The following is a 25,965-nucleotide window of genomic DNA, read 5'->3' as shown; positions in this document are numbered from 1 at the left end:
AAGGGAATATAGCGGGTCCAGCCCGGGCAGGCGCAATCCGGGCCGGATCAGCCTTGGTGATCGGATCGCGCGAGGTCGTTCATCGCGCGGCGCATCCGGCGTGTTTCCGGCTTGCTGGCCCGGATGGCGAATTCGGTCGGCTGGCGGACCGGGATCATCATCGTGCAGCGCACGCCGGCGGGATCGAAAATCAGCTCCACCGGATTGCGCAATTCATGCGCCACGATACGTTCGATCAGATCGGTGCCGAAACCGCGGCCACGCTGCTGCGGCACTGCCGGTCCGCCGCTTTCCACCCATTCCACCCTGACCAGCGCTTCTCCGGCCATTTCCCACGTGATGGTGACCTTGCCGCCGGCCCGGCTGAGCGCGCCATATTTGGCGGCATTGGTGGCCAGCTCATGCATGGCCAGACCCAGCGACAATGCATCATTGGGGGCGAGTTCGATTTCCGGCCCGGTCGCCTCTACCACGTGGTCCTTGTCCTGCGCATAAGGGCGCAGTTCGGCCTGCACCACGTCGCCGATCGGCGTGGTGCCCCAGTCGGACTTGGTCAGCAGGTCATGCGTGGCGGACAGCGCCCGAATGCGCCCGTCCAGCCCGTTGGCGAATTCGCTGACATCCTCTGCCCGCCTGCGGGTGAGGGCGATGATAGACAGGACATTGGCCAGCGTATTCTTGACCCGGTGGTTCAGTTCGCGGGTCAGCGAATTGCGGATCGATGCCTGTTCCTCAAACCAGATGAGCGAGGCTTCGTCCTCCACCGCCTGCTGCGTCAGCATGCGCACGAGGAGCATCAGCAGGCTGGCCACCAGCATGCCGAAGATCAGGGTCGCCATCGAAAGACCGGAAAGAAAGCCACTGTCCGCGCGGCTGACTTGCAGCACGAAGGGCGCGTTGGCGATGGTCACCAGTTCGCGGTGCTGCTCGCGCTCCTCGCCACTGGAGATAATTGTGCTGGCCAGCAGGTTCTGCTCGGTCGCCGAGCCATAGAACAGGCTGACGCCGTAATTGCCGGCATCTTCCAGTTCGAGCGCGCTGGAGAGGAAGTCCTGCGCGTTGAAGGGGCTGTAAATGAAACCGCGCAAGCGCCGCCCGCCGGGCGCTGCTTCAAACACCGGCATATAGATCAGGAAGCCGGGCTGCTCGCCATCGCCTTCCTGTTGCAGCACCACCTTGCCACTGGCCGTGGGCCGCGCTGTCCGCTCTGCCTCCTGCATGGCCGCGCGGCGCACCGGATCTGAGTACATGTCAAAGCCCAGCGCTCGTCGATTGCGCTCCGTATCGGGCTGCAAATAGGTCACCGGGACAGAAAAGGGCTGATCACCTGACGGGCGCGGATAGAGCCGGGCCGCGACAGTCGAATCGGCCTGGAGAATCACCTCGAACGCGTCGATTTCATCGGGACGCACCACCATTGCCCAGCCAATGCCTTCCGCACCGCGATAATCGGCATCGAGCCGGAGTTCGCTGACAAAGCGCCGGAAACTGGCGGGCGGGACAGAATCGAGCGAAGCCAGCAGGGCGGCTCCTGCCCGCAGATAGGCGCTGCTGGCATTGGCCCGCCGCTCCAGCGCCGAGGCGATGGCGATGGTGCGGCTGCTCAGTTCGGCGGAAGCCTGCCGCTCCTCGCTGCGCTCAATCGAGAAAATGGACAGCACCGTGATCGCGGAAATCAGCACGAAGATGCTGACCGGCAATGCACGCGGAAAGCGGACGAGCCATCGCTGCACTTTGCTGCGTCTCTGCTTTACCGTGTTCACCGAAAAGGTCCCATCAACACCCCGTTGCGATTAGATCAGTCCATCGGGGAACCGTAGCGCGCCCATTTCGTTCCAATTTTACGCAATAGCAGACCAGTGCATTATTATGGCGGTGCACTGGCGCAACACTTTTGCAGTGCACAGCGTGGCTGTGACTGCCAGACTGGACGGGTTTGAAACAGACAATGAGTGATCGTGGCAAGAATGGCGGAGATGGACATGACAAGTCCGGAAAGATGAAAGCCGGCGGCGCAGTGCCAGTCAGCAAACCTGATTGGGCCGATGGCCTGAAGCAATTCTATGATTCCGTCGTGGATGAACCCCTGCCTGACGATCTCGCAGCCCTGCTTTCGAAACTAGACGATGGCGCCAGCGAATGAGCGGCGATGAGAAACGCCCGCTTCCAAAGCGAAGTGCGGAGGACAAGCGTGACTTCAAGAAGGCACTGACCGATGTAGTTCCGCACCTGCGCGCCTTTGCCCGCGGCTTGTGCGGACGCCCCGATATGGCCGATGACCTTGTGCAGGAAGCCCTGCTCAAGGCGTGGGCTGCGCAGGAGCGGTTTGAACCTGGCACTTCCATGCGCGCCTGGACCTTCGTGATCCTGCGCAACGCCTATCTCACCGATATGCGCCGCAACCGCTTTCGCGGGGAGTATGATGAAGGCGTGGCCGAGCGCATTCTGACAGCGCCGGCCGGCCAGGAAGAACCGATCCACCTGTCCGATCTGCACCGCGCCCTGCTGACCCTTCCGGCGGAACGGCGCGAAGCCTTGCTGCTCGTGGGTGCAGGCGGCTTTTCCTATGAGGAGGCGGCCAGCATCTGCGGCTGCGCCGTTGGCACGATCAAGAGCCGCGTGGGCCGCGCGCGTGCGGCATTGACCAGCATGATCGAGGATGGCGACATCCCGGATCGGGCAATCGGCGACCCGTCTGCCCACCGCGCCATTCTGGAAGAACTGGATGAAGTGGCCGCCGGGCGCGGTGAAACCGAACCAACCAGATGACGCACACTTGATCGACGGTGCGGGCAGCGCCATGCATGAATTCGATTCGGGGGGAATAGTGGCGCGGTCATGAAGACACCAACGCAAGTCAAAGGTCAGGAAAAGCCGCAATCGCCGGTGCGCAAACAGGCCATGACTTTTGCGGCACAGGAACTGCGCCTGATCTCGGCGCTGGTCCTGTTGCTGGCAGTTGGCCTGTTTCTGGCCCTGCCGTTCGTTCTTTCGATCGGCGCCATCGTCTTCCTGCCGCTGGTCACCGCGATTATTCTCACCATCCTGCTGTCCCCGCTGGCAGACCGGCTGGCCAGCTGGGGCGTGCCCAACTTCATCGCATCGCTGATGGCGCTGCTGCTGTTTCTGGCAATCGTGTCGCTGGCGCTGACCGTGGTTCTGCGCCCGGCGGTGACCTTGTTTGACGAAGTACCCGCGATGATTGCCCGCATTGGCGAGCATTTCAGCCACCTCAAAGGGTCCATGCAGTGGATCGTGCGGCTGAACGAACAGGTTGCCGGCATCGTCGGCGCGGAGAGTGGGCAGCAGGTGGTCCTGGCCGGACCGTCCATGCTGGAACAGCTGGCCTTTGCCACCCCCACCGTGGTGCTGGAAATTCTGCTCACCATCATGCTGGCGTTCTTCATGATAGAAGCCCGCGTGCGCCTGCGCCGCCGCCTGCTGCTGCAACGCCAGCAGGTCGATTCCAGCCTCAAGGCAGCGCGGGTCATGCGCGAGGTGCAGGACCGGGTGGCCGCCTATATCCTGACCGTTGGCCTGATCAATCTGGGCGTTGGCGTGATCGTGGCGCTGGGCGCCTGGGCGCTGGGCATGGATGCGCCGGTGATGTGGGGCGGACTGGCGGCGCTGCTCAATTTCCTGCCTTACATCGGCCCGATGATCATGATCGCGCTGCTCACCCTGTTTGGTCTGGGCACCGCCGATGTGCCGTTGATCGGGCTGATTCCGGCCGCCGCCTATCTGGGGCTGCATACGGTGGAGGCCAATGTCATCACGCCTTCGGTCCTGGGCGCCCGCTTCACCATGAACCCGGTGCTGATCCTGCTCGCCCTGTCCTATTTCAGCTGGATCTGGGGCGTGACGGGCGCGCTTCTGTCCGTTCCCATCCTGCTGACGCTGACCGCACTGGTCGATCATCTGGGCAAGCCCAACCTGATCGGTTTCCTGTTTGGCGAACCGCTGTTTGCGACCAACATCCTGGAGCTGGCAGACGAGGATTGAAGGCCAGCCTGGCCCGACCTTGCCTTTCTCAAGTAAAACGATAGGCTGGGGGCAACCCTGTGTGCCGGGATGGATGAATATTTGCCGGGCGCTGCACATGCAATAATCATGGTGGCCCTCCTGCGTTGAAATTCCGGACAGGGAAGAGGATGCTTGGAGGGGAAGACCATGCGTTTATTTCTTACCGGAGTGGCAAGCGCCACCCTATTGGCAACAGCTGCATACGCTCAGGACACTGACTGGGGCTTTTTCGAAGACGAAAACGGCGTGATGCAGGCCGGCGTGCAATCGAGCGGCGGCGACCAGCTGATCCTGAAATGCAATGAGCCGGGCGATCGCAGCGTATTCGCGCTGATCTACACGCCTGAGGCACTGGGAGCGCCCAGCACGCGGGCATCGATCAGGGATGTGACCCTGCTGTTTGACGGCAGTACGCCGCGCGATGCCAAATGGCGCTATTATCAAAATACGGTGGAGGCGGTGAACACGCGGCGCGACCGGGCGCTGATCCCGTTCCTGGAAAGCCTGGCCGATGCCAGCCATATTGAAGTGCGACTTGATCCGGTGGACGGCGCGCGGCGATCGATCGAATTTGATGTGGCCGGCGCGCGCGATGCGATTGGCCGGGTTTACGATAGCTGCGGGGATCAAAATCCGCTCGGCTGACATTGTGCCGCCGCAACTCTGAGCTGCGGCCTTGAGCCGCAACCCTGACATGAAAAAGCCCGCCCCGTCCATGCGACGGGGCGGGCTTTTCATTGTCCGAACAAATGTGGATCAGGCCGGATAGGTCCAGGCGCTGCCACGGGCCAGGTTGTCCGCCGCAAAATCCCAGTTGAGGTGGCCGTCGACCACTGCGCTCAGGTAAGACGGGCGGGCATTCTGGTGATCGAGGTAATAGGCGTGTTCCCACACGTCGATGGTCAGCAGCGGGTTGAAGCCCTGATCCACCAGCGTATCGCCGTCATGCGTTTCCTCGATCGAGAGCTTGCCGCCCTTTTCAGCCAGCCACACCCAGCCGCTGGCGAAATGGCCTGCGCCGCGATCCTTCAGCTTGGCCTTGAGATCGTCAAGCGAGCCAAAAGCCTCGTCAATCTTGGCAGCCAGATCGCCCGAAGGGCCGGTGCTGCTGGACGCGAGCGAGTGCCAGTAGAAACCGTGGTTCCAGCTCTGCGCGGAATTGTTGAACAGGCCCTGGTTGGAGCCGCGCGCCGCCGCGATCACGTCTTCCAGAGACTTGCCTGCAAGATCGGTGCCTTCGATGGCGGCGTTGGTCTTGTCGATATAGGCCTTGTGGTGCTTGCCATGGTGATAGCTGAGCGTTTCTGCACTGATTGCCGGAGCCAGCGCTTCGCTGTCATAGGGCAAGGAAATAAGTTCGAAAGCCATGTGGATCCCTTCCTGTCGGTCTGCTGTTCAATAGGCCAACGCACAAAACGCGCATCGGTTGCAAATGATCTGCCTGTTACGCTTGGGGCAAAGCCCAGCCTTGGGCGTGACATTGGCGGCCAGCCGCGCCATTGCAAGCACAGATATGAGTTGCAAGCCCCAGAGGACATAAATGGCACGCACCTATTTTGGTACTGACGGTATTCGCGGCCGCGCCAACGCCGGCACGCTTACGGCAGCCACGGCAATGAAAGTGGGCCAGGCGGCTGGCAAGCACTTCCTGCGCGGCGATCACAAACACCGCGTGGTGATCGGCAAGGACACCCGCCTTTCCGGTTATATGATGGAAACCGCGCTGGTGGCCGGTTTCACCAGCGTGGGCATGGATGTGATCATGACCGGGCCGCTGCCGACCCCCGCCGTGGCCCTGCTGACGCGGGAAATGCGCGCGGACATCGGGGTGATGATTTCCGCCAGCCACAACCGCTTTGCCGATAACGGCATCAAGCTGTTCGGCCCCGACGGGTTCAAACTGTCGGACGAGGACGAAGAAGCGATCGAGGCCGAAATGGGCCGCGAGCAGGAACTGGCGCAGGCAGAAAAGATCGGCCGTGCCCGGCGGATCGATGATGCGCGCGGGCGCTATATCCACGCGGTCAAGCAATCGCTGCCGGTGGATGTGCGGCTGGACGGGCTGAAGATCGTGATCGATTGCGCGCATGGGGCGGCTTACAACGTCACCCCCACCGCGATCTGGGAACTGGGCGCGAATGTGGTGGCGATGGGCGTCCACCCCAACGGCCTCAACATCAATGACGGCGTCGGCTCCACCGATCTTGGCGCGATAAAGGCGCGGGTGGTCTCCGAAAAAGCCAATATCGGCATTGCGCTGGATGGCGATGCCGACCGGCTGATCGTGATCGACGAAAAGGGTCAGGAAGTGGACGGGGACCAGATCATGGCCCTGATCGGCTCCACCATGGCAGAACAGGGCCTGCTGAAGGGCTGCGGCGTGGTGGCCACAGTCATGTCCAACCTCGGCCTCGAGCGCTTTCTGGCAGCCCGTGGGATCGATCTGGTGCGTGCCAAGGTGGGCGACCGCTACGTGCTCGAGAAAATGAAGGCCGGCGGCTATAACGTCGGCGGCGAGCAATCGGGGCACATGATCCTGCTGGACCACGCCACCACCGGCGATGGCACGATTGCCGCGCTGCAGGTGCTGGCCGCGCTGGTGCGCAGCGGCAAGCCGGCATCAGAACTGCTGCACCTGTTCGATCCGGTGCCGCAGCTGCTCAAGAACGTCCGCTATGAAAACGGCGATCCGCTGGCAGCGCCAGACGTGCAGGCAGTGATACGTGAGGCAGAGGCGCATCTGGCCGGAACGGGCCGCCTCGTCATTCGCAAGTCGGGCACCGAACCGCTGATCCGCGTCATGGCCGAAGGCGACGATGCGGACGAGGTGGAACGCGTGGTGGATGCCATCTGCGACGCGGTGGAGAAGGCTGCTTGAGCAAGCGCCCCAGCTCATCCCCGCCGCGCATTCTGGTCATCGCCGGATCGGACAGCTCCGGCGGGGCGGGGATTCAGGCCGATATCAAGACCATCACCATGCTGGGCGGCTATGCCATGACCGCCATCACCGCCGTGACCGCGCAGAACAGCAAGGGCGTGACCGCGGTAGAAGTGCTCAGCCCCGATTTCGTCGCCGCGCAGATGGATGCCTGCATGAGCGATATCGGCGTGGATGCGGTGAAGATCGGCATGCTGGGCAGCGCCGATATCGCCGAAGTGGTGGCAGACCGACTGGAGGACCTGCCCGTCCCCATCATCTTCGATCCGGTGATGGTCGCCACCAGCGGATCAGTGCTGGCGGATGAGGCGACGATTGGCGTGTTCGAATGGCTGATGGACCTGGCCACGCTGACCACGCCCAACATCCCCGAACTGGCAGCCCTGACCGGCATGGATCTGTCAGGCGAGAACGCCATCGCCGCAGCTGCGCAGGAACTGGTCAGGCGGCATGGCCGCTCTGTCCTGGCCAAGGGTGGCCACGGCGCGGGAGAGCGGATCGTTGACCGGCTGATCCATCCCGATGGCTCCTTTGTCAGCTTTGAAGATGCGCGGATCGACACCCGCCACACGCATGGCACCGGCTGCACATTGTCCAGCGCCATCGCCACGCTGGCCGGGCACGGGCAAGGGCTGGACCATGCCGTGCGCCTGGCCCGGCAATATGTTCGCCAGGCAATCGAGGCCGCGCCCGGCTTTGGCGCCGGCCACGGCCCGATGGGACATCAGGGCGTGGGCAGGCCGCGCACTTAATCGCAGCCGCTGATCGGATCGCTCAGCTTGTAGAAGTTGCAGATCGATTTCCACGCTTCGTCCGCCGTTTCGCACCAGCTGATCAGATCGAGGTCCGATTTGCTGATCGTGCCTTCTTCCGCCAGTCCTTCGAAATCGACAATGCGGTTCCAGAATTTCCGACCGAACAGCAGGATCGGGATCGGCTTCATCTTGCCGGTCTGGATCAGCGTGAGAAGCTCGAACAATTCATCGCATGTGCCAAACCCGCCGGGGAACACCGCCACTGCGCGGGCACGGATCAGGAAGTGCATTTTCCTGAGCGCGAAATAATGGAAATTGAGCGATAGGTAAGGCGTGACATAGGCATTGGGAGCCTGCTCATGCGGCAGCACGATATTCAGGCCGATGCTTTCCGCCCCGGCATCGCTGGCGCCCTTGTTGGCCGCTTCCATGATCGATGGCCCGCCACCCGAACACACCACGAACTGGCGCAGGCCCTCCTCCACAATCGCCTTTTCACTGACCATCTTGGCCAGCTTGTAAGCCTCGTCGTAATATTTGGCCTTGGCGATCAGGTTTTCGGTCACCGTGCGCTGGTTGTCGGACAGATAGCCGACGCCAGACTGCATCTTCTCCGCCGCTTCTGGCGAAGGGATACGGGCCGAGCCATACATCACCAGGGTGGAACCGACCCGCGCTTCTTCCAGCACCATTTCCGGCTTGAGCAATTCAAGCTGGAACCGGACCGGGCGCAGTTCCTCGCGCAGCAGGAAATCGGTATCGCGAAAAGCCAGCCGGTAGGCCGGGTGGCGGGTCTGCGGTGTATCCGTCGGATCACTGTCCGCAAAGTTGGCCTCAACCTCTGCAGGATAGAATTTGCGACCTACCAGATGCTGCGGATCTTCCGCGCTGTCCTTGCTCTTGTCCAAGTCTGTTCTCCCGAATTTGACTGCCGCCCTAAGGCCTTGGCGCGGGCGATGCAAAGGGCCGGGAGGAAACTTGAACAGATCAGCTTGCGACCAGCTGCCTGATCCGGCCGCACGCCGGGACCTGCACGCCGCCGGCAAGATAATTTTCCAGCGCATCGACATCCAGCCCGCCATCGCCAACCACTGTGCCCTGGGCAAGGCCGGTGAAGCCATCCCCGCCGCTGGCAATGAAATTATTGGCGCTGACCAGATAATGCGCCTGCGGATCGATCGGCTCCCCGTCCAGCATCATGCCGACAATGCGCGCGCCTTCAGGACGGGAGCGGTCGAAGCCATAGGTGAAATTGGCCGAGGGGATGAGGTAGGAATAGCAATAGCCATCGCCGCATAATTGCTGTTCCAGCACCTCGCCGATCTGGGCGCCGGTCAGTTCCAGCACCACCAGCCTGTTGCCGAAGGGCTGCATGGCGAAAATCTCACCATAGGTCATCACCCCGTCGGCGGCTGCGGCAAGATCGGAACGTACGCCGCCCGAATTGATGAAGGCCAGAGCCACATCTGCATCCACCAGCCGCCGTGCCGCGGCCAGCTGGGCATCTGCCACCAGCGCCTGCGCGGGCTGTTCGATGCAGGCGTCTCCGGTCTCGTCAGGCAGAGTAATCTCGCCCACCACCCGGTCCGCTATCGGACGCGCAGCAGCGGCATAACGCTGCACAAGGGTGTCTATGTCGGCCTGAACAGATGGTTCCGGCCTGATCGGGACATTGACTGCCGTGAGCCCCGCCACATGGCCGCTAGCCGGATCGATGGTGAGGCGGATATCGGTCACGAACGTGCCATAGCGACCGGCACTGGTGAGCATGCGCCTTCCGCCATCAGCAGACGAAACCGCGCAGGCATAAGCATTATGCGTGTGGCCGGAGACGACCAGCGCAATCGCCGGATCGAGCTGCTCCATGATCGGCACGATGGCGCCGGAAAGGTCCGGGCAGCCGCTGACATTGTTGAACGGCTCCGTCCGTCCGCCCTCATGGATCAGCAGCACCACGCTGTCCGCGCCTTGCGCGATCAGATCTTGTGCCAGAGCGTTGGCGGTCTGTGCTTCGTCCAGAAAACGATAGCCCGCTGTGGCAGCGGGTGAGACCAGCGATCCGGTGTCCTTCAGCGTCAGGCCGACAAAGCCCAGTTCCAGCGGGCCGAAGCTGCGCAGGGCCGTTCCGGTAAACACCGCGCGGTCCTGCCCGTCCACCGCATTGCCGGCCAGATAGGTGAAACCGGCTCCGGGAAAATCATCCAGCGCGCAAGGCTGGCGCGAGGTGAATTGCGCGCAGCCGCCATCCTGCATGCGGCGCAGTTCCTCCACGCCGCGATCAAATTCATGGTTGCCGACAGAGGCCAGTTCCAGCCCCATCGCGCTCAGCGCCATGATCGAAGGTTCGTCGAGGAAATTGGCGGAGAGGAACGGGCTGGCGCCGATCAGGTCCCCCGCCGCAACGGTGATGGTATGCGCCTGTCCGCTGCGCAGGCGCGCCAGTGCCGCGCCCATGTTGGCAGCCCCGCCCAGCTCCTCACGCCGGGTCTCTTCCCCGTCGCGGTATGAGGTAGGTCCGGCGGGCGCCTCCAGGTATCCGTGAAAATCATTGAGCGCCAGAATCTGGATCTCGACAGGCGGCGCGGCCAGCGGGGCAGCGGCATCGGGCACGCTGACACAGGCCGCCAGCGCGAGTGAAAACGGCAGGGTTGCCAGGATCCGCACATTCATTCGCGTCTTCTCCACAATCTCAAGGGCAGAAAAAAGGCGGCGGCGCCTGTTACAGCGCCGCCGCCCGATTTCATCGCCCGTTCGCCGATCAGAACTCGTAGCGAGCGCCGATCTGGATACGCCAGGCCGAAGCAGACACGTTGATCTGCTGCGTATCGTCCGGGTTGAAGCCCGAGATGATATAGCGGCCCGCGCTGTCGACACCGCCATCGACGATATCGACCAGCTGGCCGTCACCGAAGATGCCGCGTGCACGCTGGGTGTTCCAGCTGCTGTCGATCATGTTCAGCACATTGTCGAAATCGGCGAAGATCTGGATGCGGTCTTCCATTCCGAACAGGCTGCCCGGTCCCGGGATTTCCTGGCTGATGCGCATGTCCAGATCATACACCCAATCCTCGGTGCAGGTGTTGCGAACGATCGTTTCACCCGAGAAGCCGCTGGCACAGCTGAGGCCGGCAACATAATCGAGCAGCGACTGCACAGCTGCCGGATCCGAAGACGGCGACAGATTGGCATCGTTCAGCCCGCTGGGGATGTACAGCAGGGCGTTGTCATTACCCGAAGAGGAGTCTCCGAATACGCCGCCACCATCGAAGGTGAGCGAGTACGGACGGCCAGACTGGGCACTGAAGAACAGCGCCAGCTGGGTGTCATATTCGCTGAAGAACTCCTCGGTGAAATTCATCGCCACGGTGAAGCGGTGACGCGTTTCGTAGTTGGAGGTGCCGTTGCGCGGATTCTGCCGGTCGAAGGCCGCCGATTCGTCATAGGACGATGTGGCGGTCGAGCTGTTGGCGTTGCGGAAGTTGTTCGAGTCCGTGAAGGCATAGCCGAAGCTGACCTGCGTGCTGCCGGCGTCGGTAAACACACCGCCATCGAAGGTCTTTGCCAGCACTGCGGAAACCACGTGGCTGTCATAGTTGCGGCCATTGGTCAGCTGGATTTCGTCATCGCGGCGGGTATTGAAACACGCTGCGGTGACATTGGCCCATACCGGCGGAGTGCCGCCCGAACCCTGCAACAGGGCATCGCAGCCTGCCGCCGTGGGGTCGATAGCCGCATAGATCGGGCGGCCATCAACGGTGTAACCGTTCAGGCCCTTGCGGATATCGATGGTCTGCGAAAGGTCGACGAAGTTGATCGTATTGGTGAAGTGGCTGTAGATGTAATCGACGTTGAAGCTCCAGTTGTCGAAGAAGCCAACGCCTTCACCCAGCATGGTCGAAAAGCCGAGGTTGGCACGCCAAACCACCGGAATATCGAAGTTCGGATCGGTGGACTGCGTGTCCGCCAGGCCAGCTGCCGACTGCGCCGAGGCTGCTGTTACAGCACACTGCGGGAAGCCGGTGAACTGGCCGTTCTGAACCACGTCGAACTGGCCATTGCTATCCAGCAGGCCTGCGCACTGGCTGGAGAATGTATCGCCGGTGCCGGTGGAGAAGCCGTTGTTGGAAAAGGCGTTGGAGAAGTACACCACCGGATCGCCGCCGGAATAGGCGCCGATGCCTGCCTTGAGCGAGCTGTTCGAGAAGAAGCCGTCATTGTCGAATTCATATGTCGCGGCCAGGCGCGGCATGATGATCGGCTTGATATCGCCGAAGGATACCGAATTGCTGAAGCCGTAGCGATTCTGGAAGGTGGGGTTGGCGCGCGGTGCATCGCCCGCATACCACTGGAAACGCACACCGCCGGTGATGCTCAGCTGATCAGTGGCCTGCCACTGGTCCTGCGCATACAGGGCATAGATCTGGCGGCTGAAACGGGCTGCGGCATCGTTGATGTCACCGCTGTCCGTGGCCGCGATCGTACCGCCGCCATTGGAACCGTCGGCCAGGTCATCAGCATCGCCGAACACGTTGGAACCGCCGGTGGATGCGGCCACCAGGCCCTGTTCGAAATCATCGAGATTTCTGAAGTACAGCGTGCCGGTCGCATTGATGGCGAACAGGTTGTAAACTTCCAGATCGGAAACCTCTGCGCCGAACTTGAACTGGTGATCGCCGTCATCGATGTTGATGATAAACTTGGCCTGATCGACCTTGGTATCCAGCTGGTTGGCCGAACGGAAGATGCCGGGGCCGGTGGACAGGATGCCGTTTTCATCGGGACCGACCACGCCAACCGACAGGCGAACCGTGGGATTGTCCGACTGGGCTTCACCAAAGCCGACAGGGCCCTGTACGTCACCCACTTCAGAGCGCGAGATGTGCAGTTCGGTGGAAACCGTGTCGCTCCAGTCGGAGAACAGGCGGGCGGCGTAATAGTCGGAAATCGTGCCTTCGTCCTCGAAGGAGTTGAGGCCGGTCAGCTCGTTGGTGCCCGTGTCGCTTTCGACATTGGTTTCCTCCAGCCGCTGATAGGTCAGCTCCAGACGGTGATCATCGTTGATGATCGCATCGAGGCGGCCGAAATAGCGGACAGACGATTCAGGCAGAGAGCGCGGATAGCCGCCGACATCCTGGCCATAAACGTCATTGGCGATCTGGGCGAAGCGGTTGAACTGATCGATGGTGACGTAGTCAGCATCATTGGGGAAACCGCCACCGGCGGGGCCGATGTCGTTGCTGTCACCCAGGTCGGTTTCTTCATAGCCGAACAGGAAGAACAGGCGATCCTGGACAATCGGGCCGGAGAGCGTGGCACCCCAGCGCTTTTCCTGGAATTCGGCGGGAACGAAGGACTGGCCGTCCACCGTGCTGCCGCGCATGCCGGAATCGCGATAGGTGATGAAGGCGCTGCCGTGGAAATCATTCTGGCCGGACTTGGTCACCACATTGATCAGACAGCCGGTGAAATCGGAATATTCCACGTCGAACGGAGCGAATTCGACCGACGTTTCACGGATCACGTCATAGGGGAGCGGCAGAGCGTTGCGCGCCGCGAAAGGCGTGCCGTTGAGGCCGAAGCTGTCTGCCTGGACAACGCCGTCCACGGTGAAGGTGTTGGTGCGGTCATTGCCGCCGAGGCAGGAAATGCGCTCGACATCGTTTTCGCGGTCGAGGCTGACGCGCGGATCGATGCGGATGATGTCGCGGATATCGCGGCTGATCGAGGGAAAGCCTTCGAGGATGTCAGATCCGAACGAAAGGCTCGGCCCGACAGCAAGCTGCGTCACGCGGACACGCTGCGCGTCAACGACGATTACGTCAGTTGCCGAAGATACCGGCGTCAGCGCGAAAGTGTAGGACGTCGAACCCTGCAGGTTGATCATCTGGTTCTGCAGGCTCTGGCCTTCGAAGCCATTGGCCGTTGCGGTGATCGTGTAAGGTCCGCCGGGAGTCAGGCTGCCGACGGAGAAGCGTCCTGCGTTGCCGGTGGTGACGGTGCGCTGCTGGCCGGTACGTTCATCAACGATGGTGACCGTGGCACCGGCGATGGGTGAACCGTCGGCGGATTCAATTTCGCCTTCCATGCCCGAAGTGATTTGCTGGGCAGCGACCTGCGGGGCCATCACCATGGATGTGGCCAGGCTCGCCATGCTGGCGGCCAGATAATACCTAATTTTCATTTGAAAGCGCTCCGTCGTTGATTGGTTTAATCCAATGACGGTTCACGCCGCTAAGCAGGTCTCGTGACTCTTACAAGTCGCAGATATGACACCGATGTCATGACCCGGTCCGATTGCGAACGAAAAGTTGCAATGGAAACGACATATGCAATCTTTTCAATGACTACAGTCTGTTGCCGCAATGCAACACGACCCAACTTTTGCCTTTCTGTTGATAAGTCAGGCCAGCTTAATCTCTCTCAACCGCTCTTGCAGATAATCTTCGGCGGTTATCGGCGCAGGCGGATTCGGGTGTGCGTCATCGATGAACTGCGCCATCGGCTCGATCAGGTAATCGGGTCGGAAATGCAGGAAGAACGGCATGGAATAGCGCGGGCGCTGCCCTGCCCCGCCCGACGGATTGACCACGCGGTGGGTGGTGGAGCGCAGATGTCCGTTGGTCAGCCGCTGCAACATGTCGCCGATGTTGACCACCATCGCCCCTTCGGGCGGGGCGATTGCCAGCCACTCACCCGATCTGGTCTTCAGCTCCAGCCCGGATTCCTCTGCCCCCAGCAGCAGGGTGATGGTGTTGATATCCTCATGCGCGGCGGCCCGGATCGCGCCCTGCGCATCCGCAGGCACGGGCGGGTAATGCAGCAGGCGCATCACCGAATTGCCCTTGTCCACGGTGGGCGCGAAGAAATCCCTGTCCTCGCCCAGATACACGGCAATGGCCTGCAATATGCGCGCGCCGCTGGCTTCAAAATCGGCATAGAGGACTTCCAGAGCCTGCCGAAAGCCGGCCACTTCATCGGGCCACACATTGGGCGGCATGAAAGCCTCCAGCGGATCGCCCGGCTCCAGCGTGCGCCCGACGTGCCAGAATTCCTTGAGATCGCGAACGTGGGCATCCTTGGCCTGTTCAACGCCAAACGGCGTGTAGCCGCGCGCACCCGCCTTGCCCTGCAGGTGATAGGCGCGCTTCACTTCCTCTGGCAGGGCGAAGAACTTGCGGGTCACTTCCCATGCGCGGGCGATATGATCGTCGGAAATTCCGTGATCGCGCACGATGGCGAAGCCGAATTCCTCGAAAGATGCACCAAGGCGCTGGGCCAGATCGGCCAGTGGCTCTTCCAGCGATACCGAGGCAATGTCCGTCATCTTATGTCTCTCAATAGGGCAGGAACAGGCCGGCAAGCGCCGCGCTCATCAGATTGGCGAGCGAGCCTGCCGCCAGTGCGCGCAGGCCCAGCCGGGCGATTACCGGGCGCTGGTTGGGGGCCAGCCCGCCGGTCACCGCCATCTGTATGGCGATGGAGCTGAGATTGGCAAAGCCGCACAGGCTGAAAATGGTGATCGCGCGGCTGCGTTCGCTCAGCGCGGAAAGGTCGAGAGCCTGCAGGTCGATGAAGGCCACGAATTCGTTGAGCACGATCTTGGTGCCGAACAGTCCGCCGGCGATCTGCGCTTCTTCCCAAGGGATTCCCAGCAGCAGCATGACCGGGGCCAGCAGGTGACCCAGCAGCCCCTGGAAGGTCAGGTCCGGCATGCCGATCAGCCCGCCAAGGCCGCCCAGCACGCCATTGGCCAGTGCCACCAGCGCCACAAAGGCCAGCACCATCGCGCCCACAGATACCGCCAGCTTCAGGCCGGTCTGCGCGCCCTGTGCCGCAGCCTCGATGATATTGGCGGGGCTGTTTTCATCGTCGAAACCTTCGGCCACTTCCACTTCATGCGGCTTGCTGCCCGCCTCCGTAATGGCGGCGGGGCCTTCTGAACTGATGCGCGTATGCGGCAGGGTGATCTTGCCCTGCACAGCGGGAGAGCCGTCATCGTCATCGGGCATGATGATCTTGGCCATCAATATGCCGCCGGGTGCAGACATGAAGGCCGCAGCCAGCAGCGATGGCAGGTATTCATTGCCCAGCAGCCCGGCATAGGCCGCAAGGATGGTTCCGGCCACGCCCGCCATGCCCACGCTCATCAGCGTGAACAGCGCGGAAGGGGACAGCGCCGCAAGATAGGGCCGCACCACCAGCGGGCTTTCGGACTGGCCAACGAAGATATTGGCCGCAGCACCCAGCGATTCCACCCGGCTGATCCCCGTGACCCAACCAATCGCCCCGCCAACCCAGCGCACGATCCGCTGCATGATGCCCAGATAATACAGGATCGATATCAGCGAGGCGAAGAAGATGATCACCGGCAACGCGCCCAGCGCGAATGTATCCGACAGCGGATTGTCCGCCGATGCGCCCAGCAGGAACTGCGTCCCCTCGTCGGCATAGGACAGCAGCGCGCCCACCCCGTCAGCCAGGAACTGGATCACCGCCCGGCCCCATGCCGTGCGCAGGACCAGCAGCGCAAAACCGGCCTGCAGGGCAAACGCCGCCAGGACGATACGCAGCCGTATCCGCCTGCGCGCGGTCGACAGAAGTACGGCGGCAGCGAGGATCACCGCGATTCCAGCGATGCTGATCAGATGAGGTGGCAAGATTGCTCCAATGTGGCGAGCCGAAACACGGTTCATCGCGTCTGCACCGGGCACGGTCAATAGTTTCCACACCGCCTGCCCCCGGGCACTTCCCTTTGTCCGATCTTGGAAATAGGAGTGGGTCGATGACGACACCGCCATCACCATCCGCCCCTGCGAGTGTGCAGATCCCCCTCCCGCTGTTCCTCTATGCGCTGCTGTATGGCGGGATGACCTGTATTGCAGGCGTGCTTGGGGCAAAGCAGGTGGGGATCGGACCGCTGGCGGTGGAGGCGGGGATATTCCCCTTCCTGCTGCTGGTCGCCCTGTCCAGCACGGTGGCCCAGCTTTATGGCCGCGCCACTGCCAACCTGCTGGTCCGGTTCGGCTTTCTGCCGCTTGTCACCGCCATCATCCTGACGTGGATCGTCCTGCAACTGCCGACCGATCCGGGCATGTACGAACCGGCCAAGGAAGCCTTCCCGATCATCCTGGGGCAGAGCTGGCGCCTGATGGTGGCCGGAATACTGGCTTACGGCGTGTCCATGTCGCTCAACGTGTGGATATTCTCGAAGCTGGGCAGCAAGGAAGGGCCGTTCGTCGCCCTGCGCGGCGCGGTCGCCTCCATGCTCAGCCAGATCGTGGATACGCTGATCTTCATCACCGTGGCCTTCTACGGCGTGCGCCCGATTGCAGAGCTGATGCTGGGCCAGTCGATCGCCAAGGTGGTGCTGTCGATCATCTTCGTGCCGCCAATGATCAAACTGCTGGTGATGCTGGCGCACCGCATCCAGGCCGGCGCGGCCCAACCCGGCGAATAATTTCGCGAGCGGGCAGGATGGTGGTGAAAAGCTGGATGCCCCGTGAGGATTCGAACCTCAATTGACGGAGTCAGAGTCCGTAGTCTTACCATTAGACGACAGGGCAACAGGCGGGCGCCTCTATCCCGCGCGCTTCGGGGAATCAAGCCCTCAATAATTCTTAGGCGGCTTTGGGCCAGATGCGGGTGCGGCAGATGATCGAAAGGCAGCCCTGCACTTCCAGCGCTCCGCCCGCCGCCGGCCTGACCACGGCGCGGTAGGTGCCACCATCCTCAGGGTTGTAAACCTGCCCGCGCCAGGCACCGTCGCGCCAGCTCAGCCGCTGCAGCAAGGTGACGCCCAGTATCGGGCGGCTGCGCAATGCGGGATTGTCATTATGCGCGTCATTCATCGGCTCACCCGGCTTGCGGCGAATAATCCGCGTGATCGTGCCGCAGCGGGCATTGCCGCAGGGCGCAACGGTGATCTCCACAAACCCGTCCGAATCGCGATAGGTCCCGTCGATCGAAGTCACGGCAGAAGCGCCCGGCGCAGTGGCAGCCAGGGCAAGAGCGGAAAATACGGCAAGTTGGCGTTTCATGACGCACTTAACGCACGAAATGGCCTTTCAGGTCCAGATCAGGCCGAACAGCTTGCCCCGCCCAGCACGCAAAAACGCGCGCAATGCGGATGGTTGAGCGGCACATCGCGCGCCGCCTGCGCCAGTGTCTCGCCCAGATCGAAGCGCGAATCATAGGGGAGCAGGGTGCAGGCCACCACGCGGGCGTGATCCTCCCCCTTGCGGTGCACGACCATGCGGCTGTTTGAACACATGATCTGCGATGGCGACTTGCCCAGAATGCCCCAGCACGCCTCGGTAATTTCGGGCACGTCGGCAGCGGCGTCCATTTCGGGGAACATCACCAGACGCGCCGGATCGCCGGCATCGATGGCAACGGCCTCCCGCGCGAAAAGGGCGGCATAGGCAGCGCGCGCCGCATCCATGCCTTCGCCAGCCAGCATGCGCCCGGCAGCGGCGATGGAAAAGCCGTTGGCCGAAAGCCATTGCAGCCCTTCGATCATCGGTTGCCAGCTGCCTGCACCGCGCTCCCCCTCATGCACGGCCTTGCTGTGGTGATCGATGGACACGCGCAGCGTCAGCGCGCCGCCGAACCGCTCCCGCAGCGCCAGCAGGGCCGCCTTGTGGCGCTGCATCGGCTTCATCGCGTTGGTCAGCACCAGCGCCTCGAAACCGCGCTCCAGCGCGTCCTCCAGCATCGTCAGGAACTGCGGGTTCATGAACGGCTCGCCGCCGGTAAAGGCGATTTCGCGCGTGGGCAGGCCGGTGGCGGCAATCTCATCGTAGAATCGCGCCGCCTCCTGCGCGCCCAGATACACCAGCGCATCATTGGTGGGGGAGCTTTCGATATAGCAGCTGGCGCAGGCCAGATTGCACAGGGTCCCGGTGTTGAGCCACAGCGTATTGAGCTTTTCCAGCGCCACATGCGCGCGCGCGCTGCCGTCTGCGGTGACCAGCGGATCGGTGAATTTTCCAGGCGCGAGCGGGCGCTTCTCCGCCAGAGCGAAGGGGGACGGCCCGGCGGGCGCATTGCGGCTTTTGATCCGTGTCGCCATCAGCGCATTTTACGCAATGCAGACACGAAGCGGGCATATTTCTTCGGCCATGCACCGAACACGGTCGGCTCCCACGCCTTGAACACTGCGGCCTTGGTGATCTCGCTGCGGGTGGGATAGGAAATGACCGCACCGCCCAGCGCAAACGTGCTGGCCTTGCCGGTAATCACCTGCGTCAGCGGCAGCAGCAATTCCCCCGCATTATGGCCCACGATGCTGGCACCGAGCACTTTCTTGCCCTTGAGCACCAGCTTCAGGTGGCCCGCCACCTCGCCTTCGGAAACAGCGCGGTCGTTGTGATCGAAGTTCTCGCGCACCACGCTCACGGCGTCCCCGTGCTGCTCGCGCGCCTGCTCCTCGGTCATGCCGATCTGCGCCACTTCGGGATCGGTGTAGGTGCACCATGGCAGCGCCCGCCAATCGACCTTGGTCGGCAGGCCGGAGGCGATTTCCAGCGCCACGTTGGAGCCTTCATAGCCGGACACATGCGTCAGGCGCGGCCCTTCGCGGCAATCGCCAATGGCATAGATGGATTTCACCGATGTGCGGCGGCGGGCGTCCACCTTGATGCCGTTGCGGCCCAGTTCCACGCCCAGATCCTCCAGCCCGAAGCCGGAAACACGCGCCTTGCGCCCCACCGCAATCAGCAGATGGCTGCCCGTAACAGCTTCGCCCTTGTCGGTGTGCACGGTGATCGCGCCCGCTTCGCCTGCGACCCTGGCCGCCTTGCCATCGACAAAGCGCACGCCTTCGCGGGTCATCCGGTCCACCACCACGGCCACGCTGTCGGCATCGTCGCGGCCCATCACCCGGCCCGGATTGATGATCGTCACTTCGCTGCCAAGGCGGCGGAAGCTCTGCCCCATTTCCATGCCGATCACCCCGCCGCCCATGATCACCAGATGGGCAGGCTGCTGCGTCAGTTCGAACAGGTTTTCATTGGTGAGGAAGGGGACGCTGTCGATCCCCTCTATCGGCGGCACGAACGGCTGGGAGCCGGTGGCGATGACGATGCGCGGTGCTGTCAGCGTGCGGCCTGCCACTTCCACCGAATGTCCGCCCGTCACCTTTGCGTGGGCGCGAATGACCTCGCAGCCCATTTCCTCGAAACGTTCCTGCGAATCATGCGGGGCGATGGTGGCGATGGCATCGTGGATGTGCTTGTGGACGCCCGCCCATTCCACCTGTGGCGCAGCCAGCTGCACGCCCAGCCGCTTTTCCTCGCGCGCCTCGGCCGCTCGGCGGGCAGAGGCGATGATCGCCTTTGACGGCACGCAGCCATTGTTCAGGCATTCGCCGCCCATCGCACCTTTTTCGATCAGTGCGACCTTGAGGCCGAACAGCGCGCAGCCCCCGGCAGCGGTCAGGCCGGCGGCACCTGCGCCGATAACGATTGCATCATGCGTATATTTCATATGATCCCCGGACGAACCGCCAGAGTAACCAAATACGGCTGCCAAGCGATAGGAATTCTGTCTATTGCCCGAACATTCGCCGCAAAAGGAAATCAGGTTTCATGAATCTGGAAAATTCACGCGACTATTATGGCAAGGTGCTGGAAAGCAGTGCCGATCTGCGCACCGATGCCTGCTGCACGGCGGAAGCGCCCGCCCCCGATATTCTGGCCGCGCTGGCCAATGTCCACCCGGAGGTGAAGGCGCGCTATTATGGCTGCGGGCTGGTGGTGCCGCAAGCGATTGAGGGTGCCCATGTGCTCGATCTGGGATCGGGGTCGGGGCAGGACGCCTATCTGCTGGCACAGATGGTGGGCACGAATGGCTCGGTCACCGGGGTCGACGCCACGCGCGAACAGCTCGACGTCGCCGAAGCGCACCGCGCATGGCATGCTGAGCGGTTCGGCTTTGACAATGTGCGCTTCGTGGAAGGCGATATCGAAAAGCTGGACGAACTGGGGCTGGAGCCTGCCAGCTTCGACGTCATCGTCTCCAATTGCGTGATCAACCTTGTGGCGGACAAGCTGGCGGTTTTCCGCGCCGCGCACCGCCTGCTGAAACCCGGCGGGGAGCTGTACTTCTCAGACGTTTATGCTGACAGGCGCGTGCCCGCGCACCTGCTGGATGATCCGGTGCTGCACGGCGAGTGCCTGTCTGGCGCGCTGTACTGGGGCGATTTCGACATGCTGGCCAAGCAGGCCGGCTTTGCCGATCCGCGCCTCGTCACCGATCGTCCGCTGGGCATCAATGACGCGGAAGTTTCCGCCAAGCTGGAAGGGATAAGCTTCGTGTCCGCCACATACCGCCTGTTCAAGCTGGCCGGGCTGGAGCCGCAATGCGAGGACTACGGCCAGGCCGTGCGCTACAGGGGTACGGTCCGGGGGCAGGAGAAGATGTTCCACCTCGATGCCCATCACGCGATCGAGAAGGGGCGCGTCTTTCCCGTGTGCGGCAACAGCTGGCTGATGCTGGCGGAAACGCGCTTCGCCCCGCATTTTGACTTCATCGGCGATTTCAGCACGCATTACGGCGTGTTTCCCGGCTGCGGCACGGCGGTGCCATTTGGCCAGAGTGACGCCAATCCGCAGAAGAGCGACCCGAAAAACCAGTCGGCCCCCTGTTGCTGAAGATACTCGTCACCGGGGCCGCCGGACTGATCGGCGGAGAGGTCTGCGCGCGGGCCCGTACGCGCGGCCACGCGGTGACGGCGCTGGTCCGCCGCAACAGGCATGTGCGCGGCAATGACGGCGCACTGGTGCCGGGCGTACACGTCGTGGCAGGCGATATCACCGCGCCGATGCTGGGCCTCGATCCCGCGCGGCATGACATCGATCTGGTGATCCACTGCGCCGCATCGCTGGAATTCGATGCGCCGGAGGAGGAATTGCAGCGCACCAACGTGGAAGGCACGCGCCAGGCGGCAGACTTCGCGCACGCCTGCGATGCGGCCCTGCTGCATGTCAGCACCGCCTATGTCTGCGGCCTGCGCGACGGGGTTATAGAGGAAGGCCCGGTGCCGCCGGGAACAGCGTTCGCCAATGGATATGAGGCCAGCAAGGCGCGCGGCGAACAGGTCGTGCGCGATAGCGGCGTGCCCTTCGCCATCGCCCGCCCCTCGATCACGCTGGGTGACAGCGCATCCGGCGCGATCCGGGACTTTCCATCGCTGTGCAATGTCTTCCGGCTGATGGCGCGCGGCAAGATCGCAAGCTTTCCCGCCAGCGCCTCATCCACGCTCAACCTGGTGCCGATTGACCATGTGGCCGAGGGTATATTGCGCATTGCAGAGCGGATGGAGCAGGCGCGCGGTGGCACTTTTCATCTGGTGGGGGACCGGCCAACGCCCTCTGCCGAACTGGCGCATGGCGTGGCGCGGATCGCCCATTTCCCCGATCCGCAGATTGTCGATCCGGCCAGTTTCGATATCACCCGCCTGCCCCCGGCGCAGCGGCGCGTACTGGGCCGGATGCTGGAGACTTTCGGCAGCTATTTCCGGCGCGGCCCGGTGTTCGATGACAGCAGGTTCCGCGAACTGACCGGGCTGGCATGCGCGCCGACCGACCGCGCATGGATGGACCGGCTGATCCAGCATGCGATTGCGGCGGGATATCTTCCGTCAGCGCCCCCGGTCGTGGCCAGCATAAATCAGGCCAGCGCACATCGGGCTAACGCACATCCGGATAGTGCCGCTCCAGCCGCTCACGCGCACCGATAGCCCACAGAAAGCCGATCTTGAGGTAGATCCAGTTGGCCTTCAGCGCGCCCCATTCGGCGATCCGCCGGTCCGATGTCTCGATGGCGCGCGGCACCAGCCTGACCTTGCCCAGCTGCGTCATGGCGATGCACAGATCGGCTTCCTCCATCACCTTGGCCGCCGGATCGCAGCCGCCCACGGTGAGGAAATCGGCACGGCGGAAAAACATCGCGTGATCGCCGAACAACAGCCGCGCGCCTTTCAGGAACAGGCGCGGGCGAAACAGCAGAGGCGCATACCAGGTCTTGAGCCAGTTATGCGCGGTGGTGCCCCAGCGGGTCTTGTCCGGCCCGCGAATGATTGGGGTGAAACTGGCCAGCGCCACCCTGGGATCGGCCAGCGTGCGCGCGATTACCGCGATGGCATCGGTTGGCGGCCAGGTATCGGCGTGGAGGATCACCACCGCCTCACCACTTGCTGCCGCCACCCCGTTGTTGATCTGCACACCACGTCCGCGCGGTGAATGCACCACGCGCCAGCCGAAACTCTGCACCAGTTGCACGCTGGCGTCCTCACTGCCGCCATCGACGCACAGCACCTCGTGCGGCGCCGGGTCGAGCGCGGCCAGCACCTGCGCCAGCCGGGGAAGCGCCTTCTCCTCATTGAGCATGGGGATGACTATGCTGGTCCGCATCACGGCAACAGATTGGGATAATGTGCAAGGTCCGCCGGGCGATCGCAATCGGCCAGCATATCCAGCAGCGTGAAGGCGATATTCTGCGCTTTGAGCCGCGCCAGCGTGTGGTCGAGCACGCTGGCTGTCCCCCACTCCATGTCCGTGAACAGGAATGGCAGGCGCTGGCGAAAGCCGAGCAGGTAATATCCGCCATCCTGCGCCGGACCGACAACCGCATCGCTGCGATCGAGCGCGCTGGCCGCCTGCTGCAAATGGCGCGGTGTCAGGCCCGGAATATCGGCGCCCAGCAATATGGCGGGCGCCGCAACGCGCGTCAGCCGATCGCCCAGATCGCCCTCGCCCTGTTCCACCAGCGCCACGTCATCACCCAGCCATGCGGCAAAGTCCTCTCTGGGAGCACCGGAGAAATAGACGGCGAATGGCAGGCCGCTGTGCCTGATGGTGGCGATGGTGCGCTCCACCAGCAGGCGATGGACCTGCGCCGCGCCTTCAGGGCCCAGCGCCGGGATCAGCCGCGTCTTGGCGGCCCCGGCGGCGGGATATTTGGCGAAAAGCGCGATTGTCGGGGGCTGCATCACGGCCATCTGCGCCTCCTAGCGAGTAGACGCGGCTTTGGCGAACCTCCATGATCGCACGCACCATGTCATCGCGATTCCTCCAACTTGCAGGTCTGGCCGCCACCGTTGCGGTGGTGGGCACGATCGCACTGGCAGAGCGCGCCCGGCCGCTGCGCCGCCAGACACGCAAGGCAATGCCGCGCATTGCCCGCAACATCGCCATGGGCGCAGCCTGCCAGGCGGTGATCATGGTGAGCGAGGCCCCGGCCACGCAGGCCATCGCGCGCAGGAATGCAGAGCGCGGGCGCGGTGTGCAAGCCGCGCTGGGCGGCGGTTTTATCGGCAAGGCAGCGGCCTTTCTGGTCATGGATTACGGCTTCTACCTGTGGCACGTGGCGACGCACAAAGTACCGTTCCTGTGGCGCTTTCACCGCGTGCACCACATCGATCCGGACATGGACGCCTCCACCGCCGTGCGCTTTCATTTCGCGGACATGCTGGTGTCGCTGCCATGGCGGCTGGTTCAGGTGAGGGTGAGCGGGGTCGATCCCGTGCAGCTGAAGCGCTGGCAGGGCTTCTTCCTGCTCTCGGTGTTGTTCCACCATTCGAACACTCGCCTGCCAAAAGGCTGGGACAAGGCGTTGTCCCGCGTCGTCACCACGCCGCGCATGCACGGCATTCATCACAGCCAGGACCTGTCCGAAATGGACAGCAACTGGAGCAGCGGCATATCCGTGTGGGACCATCTGCACGGCACGTTTCGCGATGATGTGGCGCAGGCCGATATCGTGATCGGGGTGGATGATCCGCTGGCCGATCGCGATACGAACCTGCTGCCCGCCCTGCTCGCCCCGGCGCGTGTTGCGGGCCACCGCGGCGAAGGCTGAGACCGCCCTAACTCGCCTTAGCTTGCCCGCATGCCCCCCATAGGCTAACTTCACCTCAGGTTCCGCTCATGTGGCGGGTGATTGAATAGTGAGTTTATCGAATATGGCGGACATGTCTCCGCCGGACGGCCGCAACAAGGTGGCTGGTGATCGAAGGGGCAGGCGATCTGATCGCTCCCAAGTGAAACCGGCGAAAGCGCGCTCGAAGACCGGCAAGAGTAATGGCAGCAACGGGGCCAAAAATGGCGCCAATAAGAGCTCTGGCAACACAGGCCGCACCGCGCCCGCTCGCCCCGCCAATGATCAGACCATTGCCCGTGACACGCAATCCACCGTTTCGCGCGATGGCAACGCATGGCGCCGCCCGCCGCATCACAATTACCGCCAGGCCTATGCCGCAATTGATCTTGGCACCAACAATTGCCGCCTGCTGATTGCCAAGCCTTCAGATGAGAACTTCGTGGTGATCGATGCCTTCAGTCGCGTGGTGCGGCTGGGTGAAGGATTGGCGCAGACCGGCCTGCTTTCGCAAGAGGCGATGGACCGGGCCGTGGGCGCGCTCAAGATCTGTTCGGACAAGCTCAAGAAGCGCAATGTCCATCTGGCCAGATCGGTCGCCACGGAAGCGTGTCGGCGGGCCGAGAATGGCGAGGATTTCATCGAACGCGTGCGCCGCGAGACCGGCATTCACCTCGATATCATCAGCGCGCAGGAAGAAGCGCGGCTGGCCGTTCTGGGCTGCCACATCCTGCTGGAAGACGGCATCGGCCCGGCCGTGATTTTCGATATCGGCGGCGGATCGACCGAGCTGGTGCTGATCGAATCGGGCGCGCCAATCCCGCATATCATCGACTGGGAGAGCGTGCCGTGGGGCGTGGTCTCACTGTCCGAAACCGTCGGCCCGGAAGAGGGCGACGAAGCAGCGCGCCTGGCCCGCTATGCGGAAATGAAGCGGCTGGTGAGCGAGAGCTTTGCCCGGTTTTCCCGGCGCATCGATGCCCATCGTTCGCCTGATCTGCGGCTGCTGGGAACCAGCGGCACCGTGACCACTCTGGCCAGTCTGCATCTGGATCTGCCGCAATATGATCGCAAGGCGGTGGACGGGCTGATCGTGCCCGCCAATGCCATGCGCTCCATCTCCAGCGAGCTGTCAGCCATGTCGCCCGATGATCGCCGCCAGCTCAACTGCATCGGCAATGAACGCGCCGATCTGGTTGTGGCAGGCTGCGCGATCCTGGAGGCAATACTGGATATCTGGCCCGCGCCGCGCCTTGGCGTGGCCGACAGGGGCATTCGCGAAGGGATATTGCGTTCGATGATGACCGCCGATGCCGAAGGGGCCGAGGCTCAGGCTGCGCTGCGCCGTATCAAGCAGGAAGGGATGTAATA

General features: G+C 62.9%; 23 protein-coding genes and 1 tRNA gene. 11 read left to right on the top strand and 13 right to left on the bottom strand.

Annotation, left to right across the window (positions count from 1 at the left end):
• Window positions 1-47: 47 nt before the first annotated feature.
• Entirely contained in the window at window positions 48-1,763 is a 1,716-nt protein-coding gene (locus ABDZ98_RS03620) for a CHASE domain-containing protein (RefSeq protein ID WP_337190201.1), read from the bottom strand.
• A gap of 185 nt (window positions 1,764-1,948) precedes the next feature.
• Between ABDZ98_RS03620 and ABDZ98_RS03615 the strand changes: the two genes are divergently transcribed.
• From ABDZ98_RS03615 to ABDZ98_RS03600, 4 genes are all read left to right on the top strand, one after another.
• Window positions 1,949-2,143, top strand: a complete 195-nt coding sequence (locus ABDZ98_RS03615; RefSeq protein WP_237437522.1) for a NepR family anti-sigma factor — start codon at window positions 1,949-1,951, stop codon at window positions 2,141-2,143.
• Window positions 2,140-2,769 carry a sigma-70 family RNA polymerase sigma factor gene (locus ABDZ98_RS03610; protein ID WP_160592049.1) on the top strand — a complete coding sequence of 210 codons (630 nt, stop codon included), beginning with the start codon at window positions 2,140-2,142 and terminating at the stop codon, window positions 2,767-2,769. The genes ABDZ98_RS03615 and ABDZ98_RS03610 overlap by 4 nt, the downstream gene beginning before the upstream one ends.
• A gap of 69 nt (window positions 2,770-2,838) precedes the next feature.
• Entirely contained in the window at window positions 2,839-4,002 is a 1,164-nt protein-coding gene (locus ABDZ98_RS03605) for an AI-2E family transporter (RefSeq protein WP_160592047.1), read from the top strand.
• Between the two features lie 168 nt (window positions 4,003-4,170).
• Window positions 4,171-4,668 carry a hypothetical protein gene (locus ABDZ98_RS03600; protein ID WP_160592045.1) on the top strand — a complete coding sequence of 166 codons (498 nt, stop codon included), beginning with the start codon at window positions 4,171-4,173 and terminating at the stop codon, window positions 4,666-4,668.
• A 111-nt stretch (window positions 4,669-4,779) separates the two neighbouring features.
• Here ABDZ98_RS03600 and ABDZ98_RS03595 read toward each other — a convergent pair whose 3' ends face one another.
• Window positions 4,780-5,391 carry a superoxide dismutase gene (locus tag ABDZ98_RS03595; protein ID WP_160592043.1) on the bottom strand — a complete coding sequence of 204 codons (612 nt, stop codon included), beginning with the start codon at window positions 5,389-5,391 and terminating at the stop codon, window positions 4,780-4,782.
• A 172-nt stretch (window positions 5,392-5,563) separates the two neighbouring features.
• Between ABDZ98_RS03595 and glmM the strand changes: the two genes are divergently transcribed.
• A complete protein-coding gene (gene glmM / locus ABDZ98_RS03590) occupies window positions 5,564-6,901 on the top strand; it encodes a phosphoglucosamine mutase (protein ID WP_160592041.1) in 1,338 nt (445 codons plus the stop codon).
• Window positions 6,898-7,713: a bifunctional hydroxymethylpyrimidine kinase/phosphomethylpyrimidine kinase gene (gene thiD / locus ABDZ98_RS03585; RefSeq protein ID WP_160592039.1), complete on the top strand. Its 816-nt coding sequence runs from the start codon at window positions 6,898-6,900 to the stop codon at window positions 7,711-7,713. The genes glmM and thiD overlap by 4 nt, the downstream gene beginning before the upstream one ends.
• Here thiD and ABDZ98_RS03580 read toward each other — a convergent pair.
• The 5 genes from ABDZ98_RS03580 to ABDZ98_RS03560 form a co-directional block, all read right to left on the bottom strand.
• On the bottom strand, window positions 7,710-8,624 hold the full coding sequence (locus ABDZ98_RS03580) for an LOG family protein (RefSeq protein WP_237437521.1): 915 nt from the start codon (window positions 8,622-8,624) through the stop codon (window positions 7,710-7,712). The two genes, thiD and ABDZ98_RS03580, sit on opposite strands and share 4 nt — an antisense overlap.
• Before the next feature lie 79 nt (window positions 8,625-8,703).
• Complete coding sequence (locus tag ABDZ98_RS03575; RefSeq protein ID WP_160592035.1) at window positions 8,704-10,386, bottom strand: bifunctional metallophosphatase/5'-nucleotidase; 1,683 nt, start codon at window positions 10,384-10,386, stop codon at window positions 8,704-8,706.
• Between the two features lie 88 nt (window positions 10,387-10,474).
• Entirely contained in the window at window positions 10,475-13,897 is a 3,423-nt protein-coding gene (locus ABDZ98_RS03570; protein ID WP_160592033.1) for a TonB-dependent receptor, read from the bottom strand.
• Between the two features lie 219 nt (window positions 13,898-14,116).
• Window positions 14,117-15,040, bottom strand: coding sequence for an isopenicillin N synthase family dioxygenase (locus tag ABDZ98_RS03565; protein WP_160592031.1), 924 nt, complete (start codon window positions 15,038-15,040; stop codon window positions 14,117-14,119).
• A 10-nt stretch (window positions 15,041-15,050) separates the two neighbouring features.
• Window positions 15,051-16,409 carry a NupC/NupG family nucleoside CNT transporter gene (locus tag ABDZ98_RS03560; RefSeq protein ID WP_160592092.1) on the bottom strand — a complete coding sequence of 453 codons (1,359 nt, stop codon included), beginning with the start codon at window positions 16,407-16,409 and terminating at the stop codon, window positions 15,051-15,053.
• An 89-nt stretch (window positions 16,410-16,498) separates the two neighbouring features.
• Here ABDZ98_RS03560 and ABDZ98_RS03555 point away from each other — a divergent pair, with 89 nt between their 5' ends.
• A complete protein-coding gene (locus ABDZ98_RS03555) occupies window positions 16,499-17,173 on the top strand; it encodes a queuosine precursor transporter (protein WP_160592029.1) in 675 nt (224 codons plus the stop codon).
• A 32-nt stretch (window positions 17,174-17,205) separates the two neighbouring features.
• Here the strand turns inward: ABDZ98_RS03555 and ABDZ98_RS03550 are convergent.
• The 4 genes from ABDZ98_RS03550 to ABDZ98_RS03535 all read right to left on the bottom strand — a co-directional run bounded on the left by ABDZ98_RS03550 (window position 17,206) and on the right by ABDZ98_RS03535 (window position 20,202).
• Window positions 17,206-17,279 (bottom strand) — tRNA-Gln (locus ABDZ98_RS03550).
• Window positions 17,280-17,333: 54 nt separating this feature from the next.
• Window positions 17,334-17,753, bottom strand: coding sequence for a DUF2147 domain-containing protein (locus ABDZ98_RS03545; protein ID WP_160592027.1), 420 nt, complete (start codon window positions 17,751-17,753; stop codon window positions 17,334-17,336).
• Between the two features lie 38 nt (window positions 17,754-17,791).
• Window positions 17,792-18,787, bottom strand: coding sequence for a radical SAM protein (locus tag ABDZ98_RS03540; protein WP_160592025.1), 996 nt, complete (start codon window positions 18,785-18,787; stop codon window positions 17,792-17,794).
• A complete protein-coding gene (locus ABDZ98_RS03535; protein WP_160592023.1) occupies window positions 18,787-20,202 on the bottom strand; it encodes a dihydrolipoyl dehydrogenase family protein in 1,416 nt (471 codons plus the stop codon). Before ABDZ98_RS03535 ends, ABDZ98_RS03540 begins: the two co-directional genes overlap by 1 nt.
• 101 nt (window positions 20,203-20,303) lie before the next feature.
• Here ABDZ98_RS03535 and ABDZ98_RS03530 point away from each other — a divergent pair, with 101 nt between their 5' ends.
• Both ABDZ98_RS03530 and ABDZ98_RS03525 read left to right on the top strand, forming a co-directional pair.
• Window positions 20,304-21,368: a methyltransferase domain-containing protein gene (locus tag ABDZ98_RS03530; protein WP_160592021.1), complete on the top strand. Its 1,065-nt coding sequence runs from the start codon at window positions 20,304-20,306 to the stop codon at window positions 21,366-21,368.
• Window positions 21,362-22,456 (top strand): SDR family oxidoreductase, encoded by a 1,095-nt coding sequence (locus ABDZ98_RS03525; RefSeq protein WP_160592019.1) that lies wholly within the window; start codon window positions 21,362-21,364, stop codon window positions 22,454-22,456. Before ABDZ98_RS03530 ends, ABDZ98_RS03525 begins: the two co-directional genes overlap by 7 nt.
• Here ABDZ98_RS03525 and ABDZ98_RS03520 read toward each other — a convergent pair.
• A complete protein-coding gene (locus ABDZ98_RS03520) occupies window positions 22,407-23,129 on the bottom strand; it encodes a glycosyltransferase (protein ID WP_160592017.1) in 723 nt (240 codons plus the stop codon). The two genes, ABDZ98_RS03525 and ABDZ98_RS03520, sit on opposite strands and share 50 nt — an antisense overlap.
• Window positions 23,129-23,716: a TIGR04282 family arsenosugar biosynthesis glycosyltransferase gene (locus ABDZ98_RS03515; protein ID WP_237437520.1), complete on the bottom strand. Its 588-nt coding sequence runs from the start codon at window positions 23,714-23,716 to the stop codon at window positions 23,129-23,131. Before ABDZ98_RS03515 ends, ABDZ98_RS03520 begins: the two co-directional genes overlap by 1 nt.
• 41 nt (window positions 23,717-23,757) lie before the next feature.
• On the opposite strand from ABDZ98_RS03515, the gene ABDZ98_RS03510 reads away from it, so the two are divergent.
• Together ABDZ98_RS03510 and ABDZ98_RS03505 are read left to right on the top strand one after the other, a co-directional pair.
• Complete coding sequence (locus ABDZ98_RS03510) at window positions 23,758-24,576, top strand: sterol desaturase family protein (protein WP_237437519.1); 819 nt, start codon at window positions 23,758-23,760, stop codon at window positions 24,574-24,576.
• Between the two features lie 103 nt (window positions 24,577-24,679).
• Complete coding sequence (locus ABDZ98_RS03505; RefSeq protein WP_160592086.1) at window positions 24,680-25,963, top strand: Ppx/GppA phosphatase family protein; 1,284 nt, start codon at window positions 24,680-24,682, stop codon at window positions 25,961-25,963.
• The last annotated feature ends 2 nt before the right edge of the window (window positions 25,964-25,965 follow it).

Origin of the sequence: Alteraurantiacibacter aestuarii, from assembly GCF_039523595.1 — a bacterium.
Taxonomy (GTDB): Bacteria; Pseudomonadota; Alphaproteobacteria; order Sphingomonadales; family Sphingomonadaceae; genus Alteraurantiacibacter; species Alteraurantiacibacter aestuarii.
The sequence above is the reverse complement of the archived record's forward strand: the minus strand, read 5'-3'. Positions and strand labels throughout refer to the sequence as shown.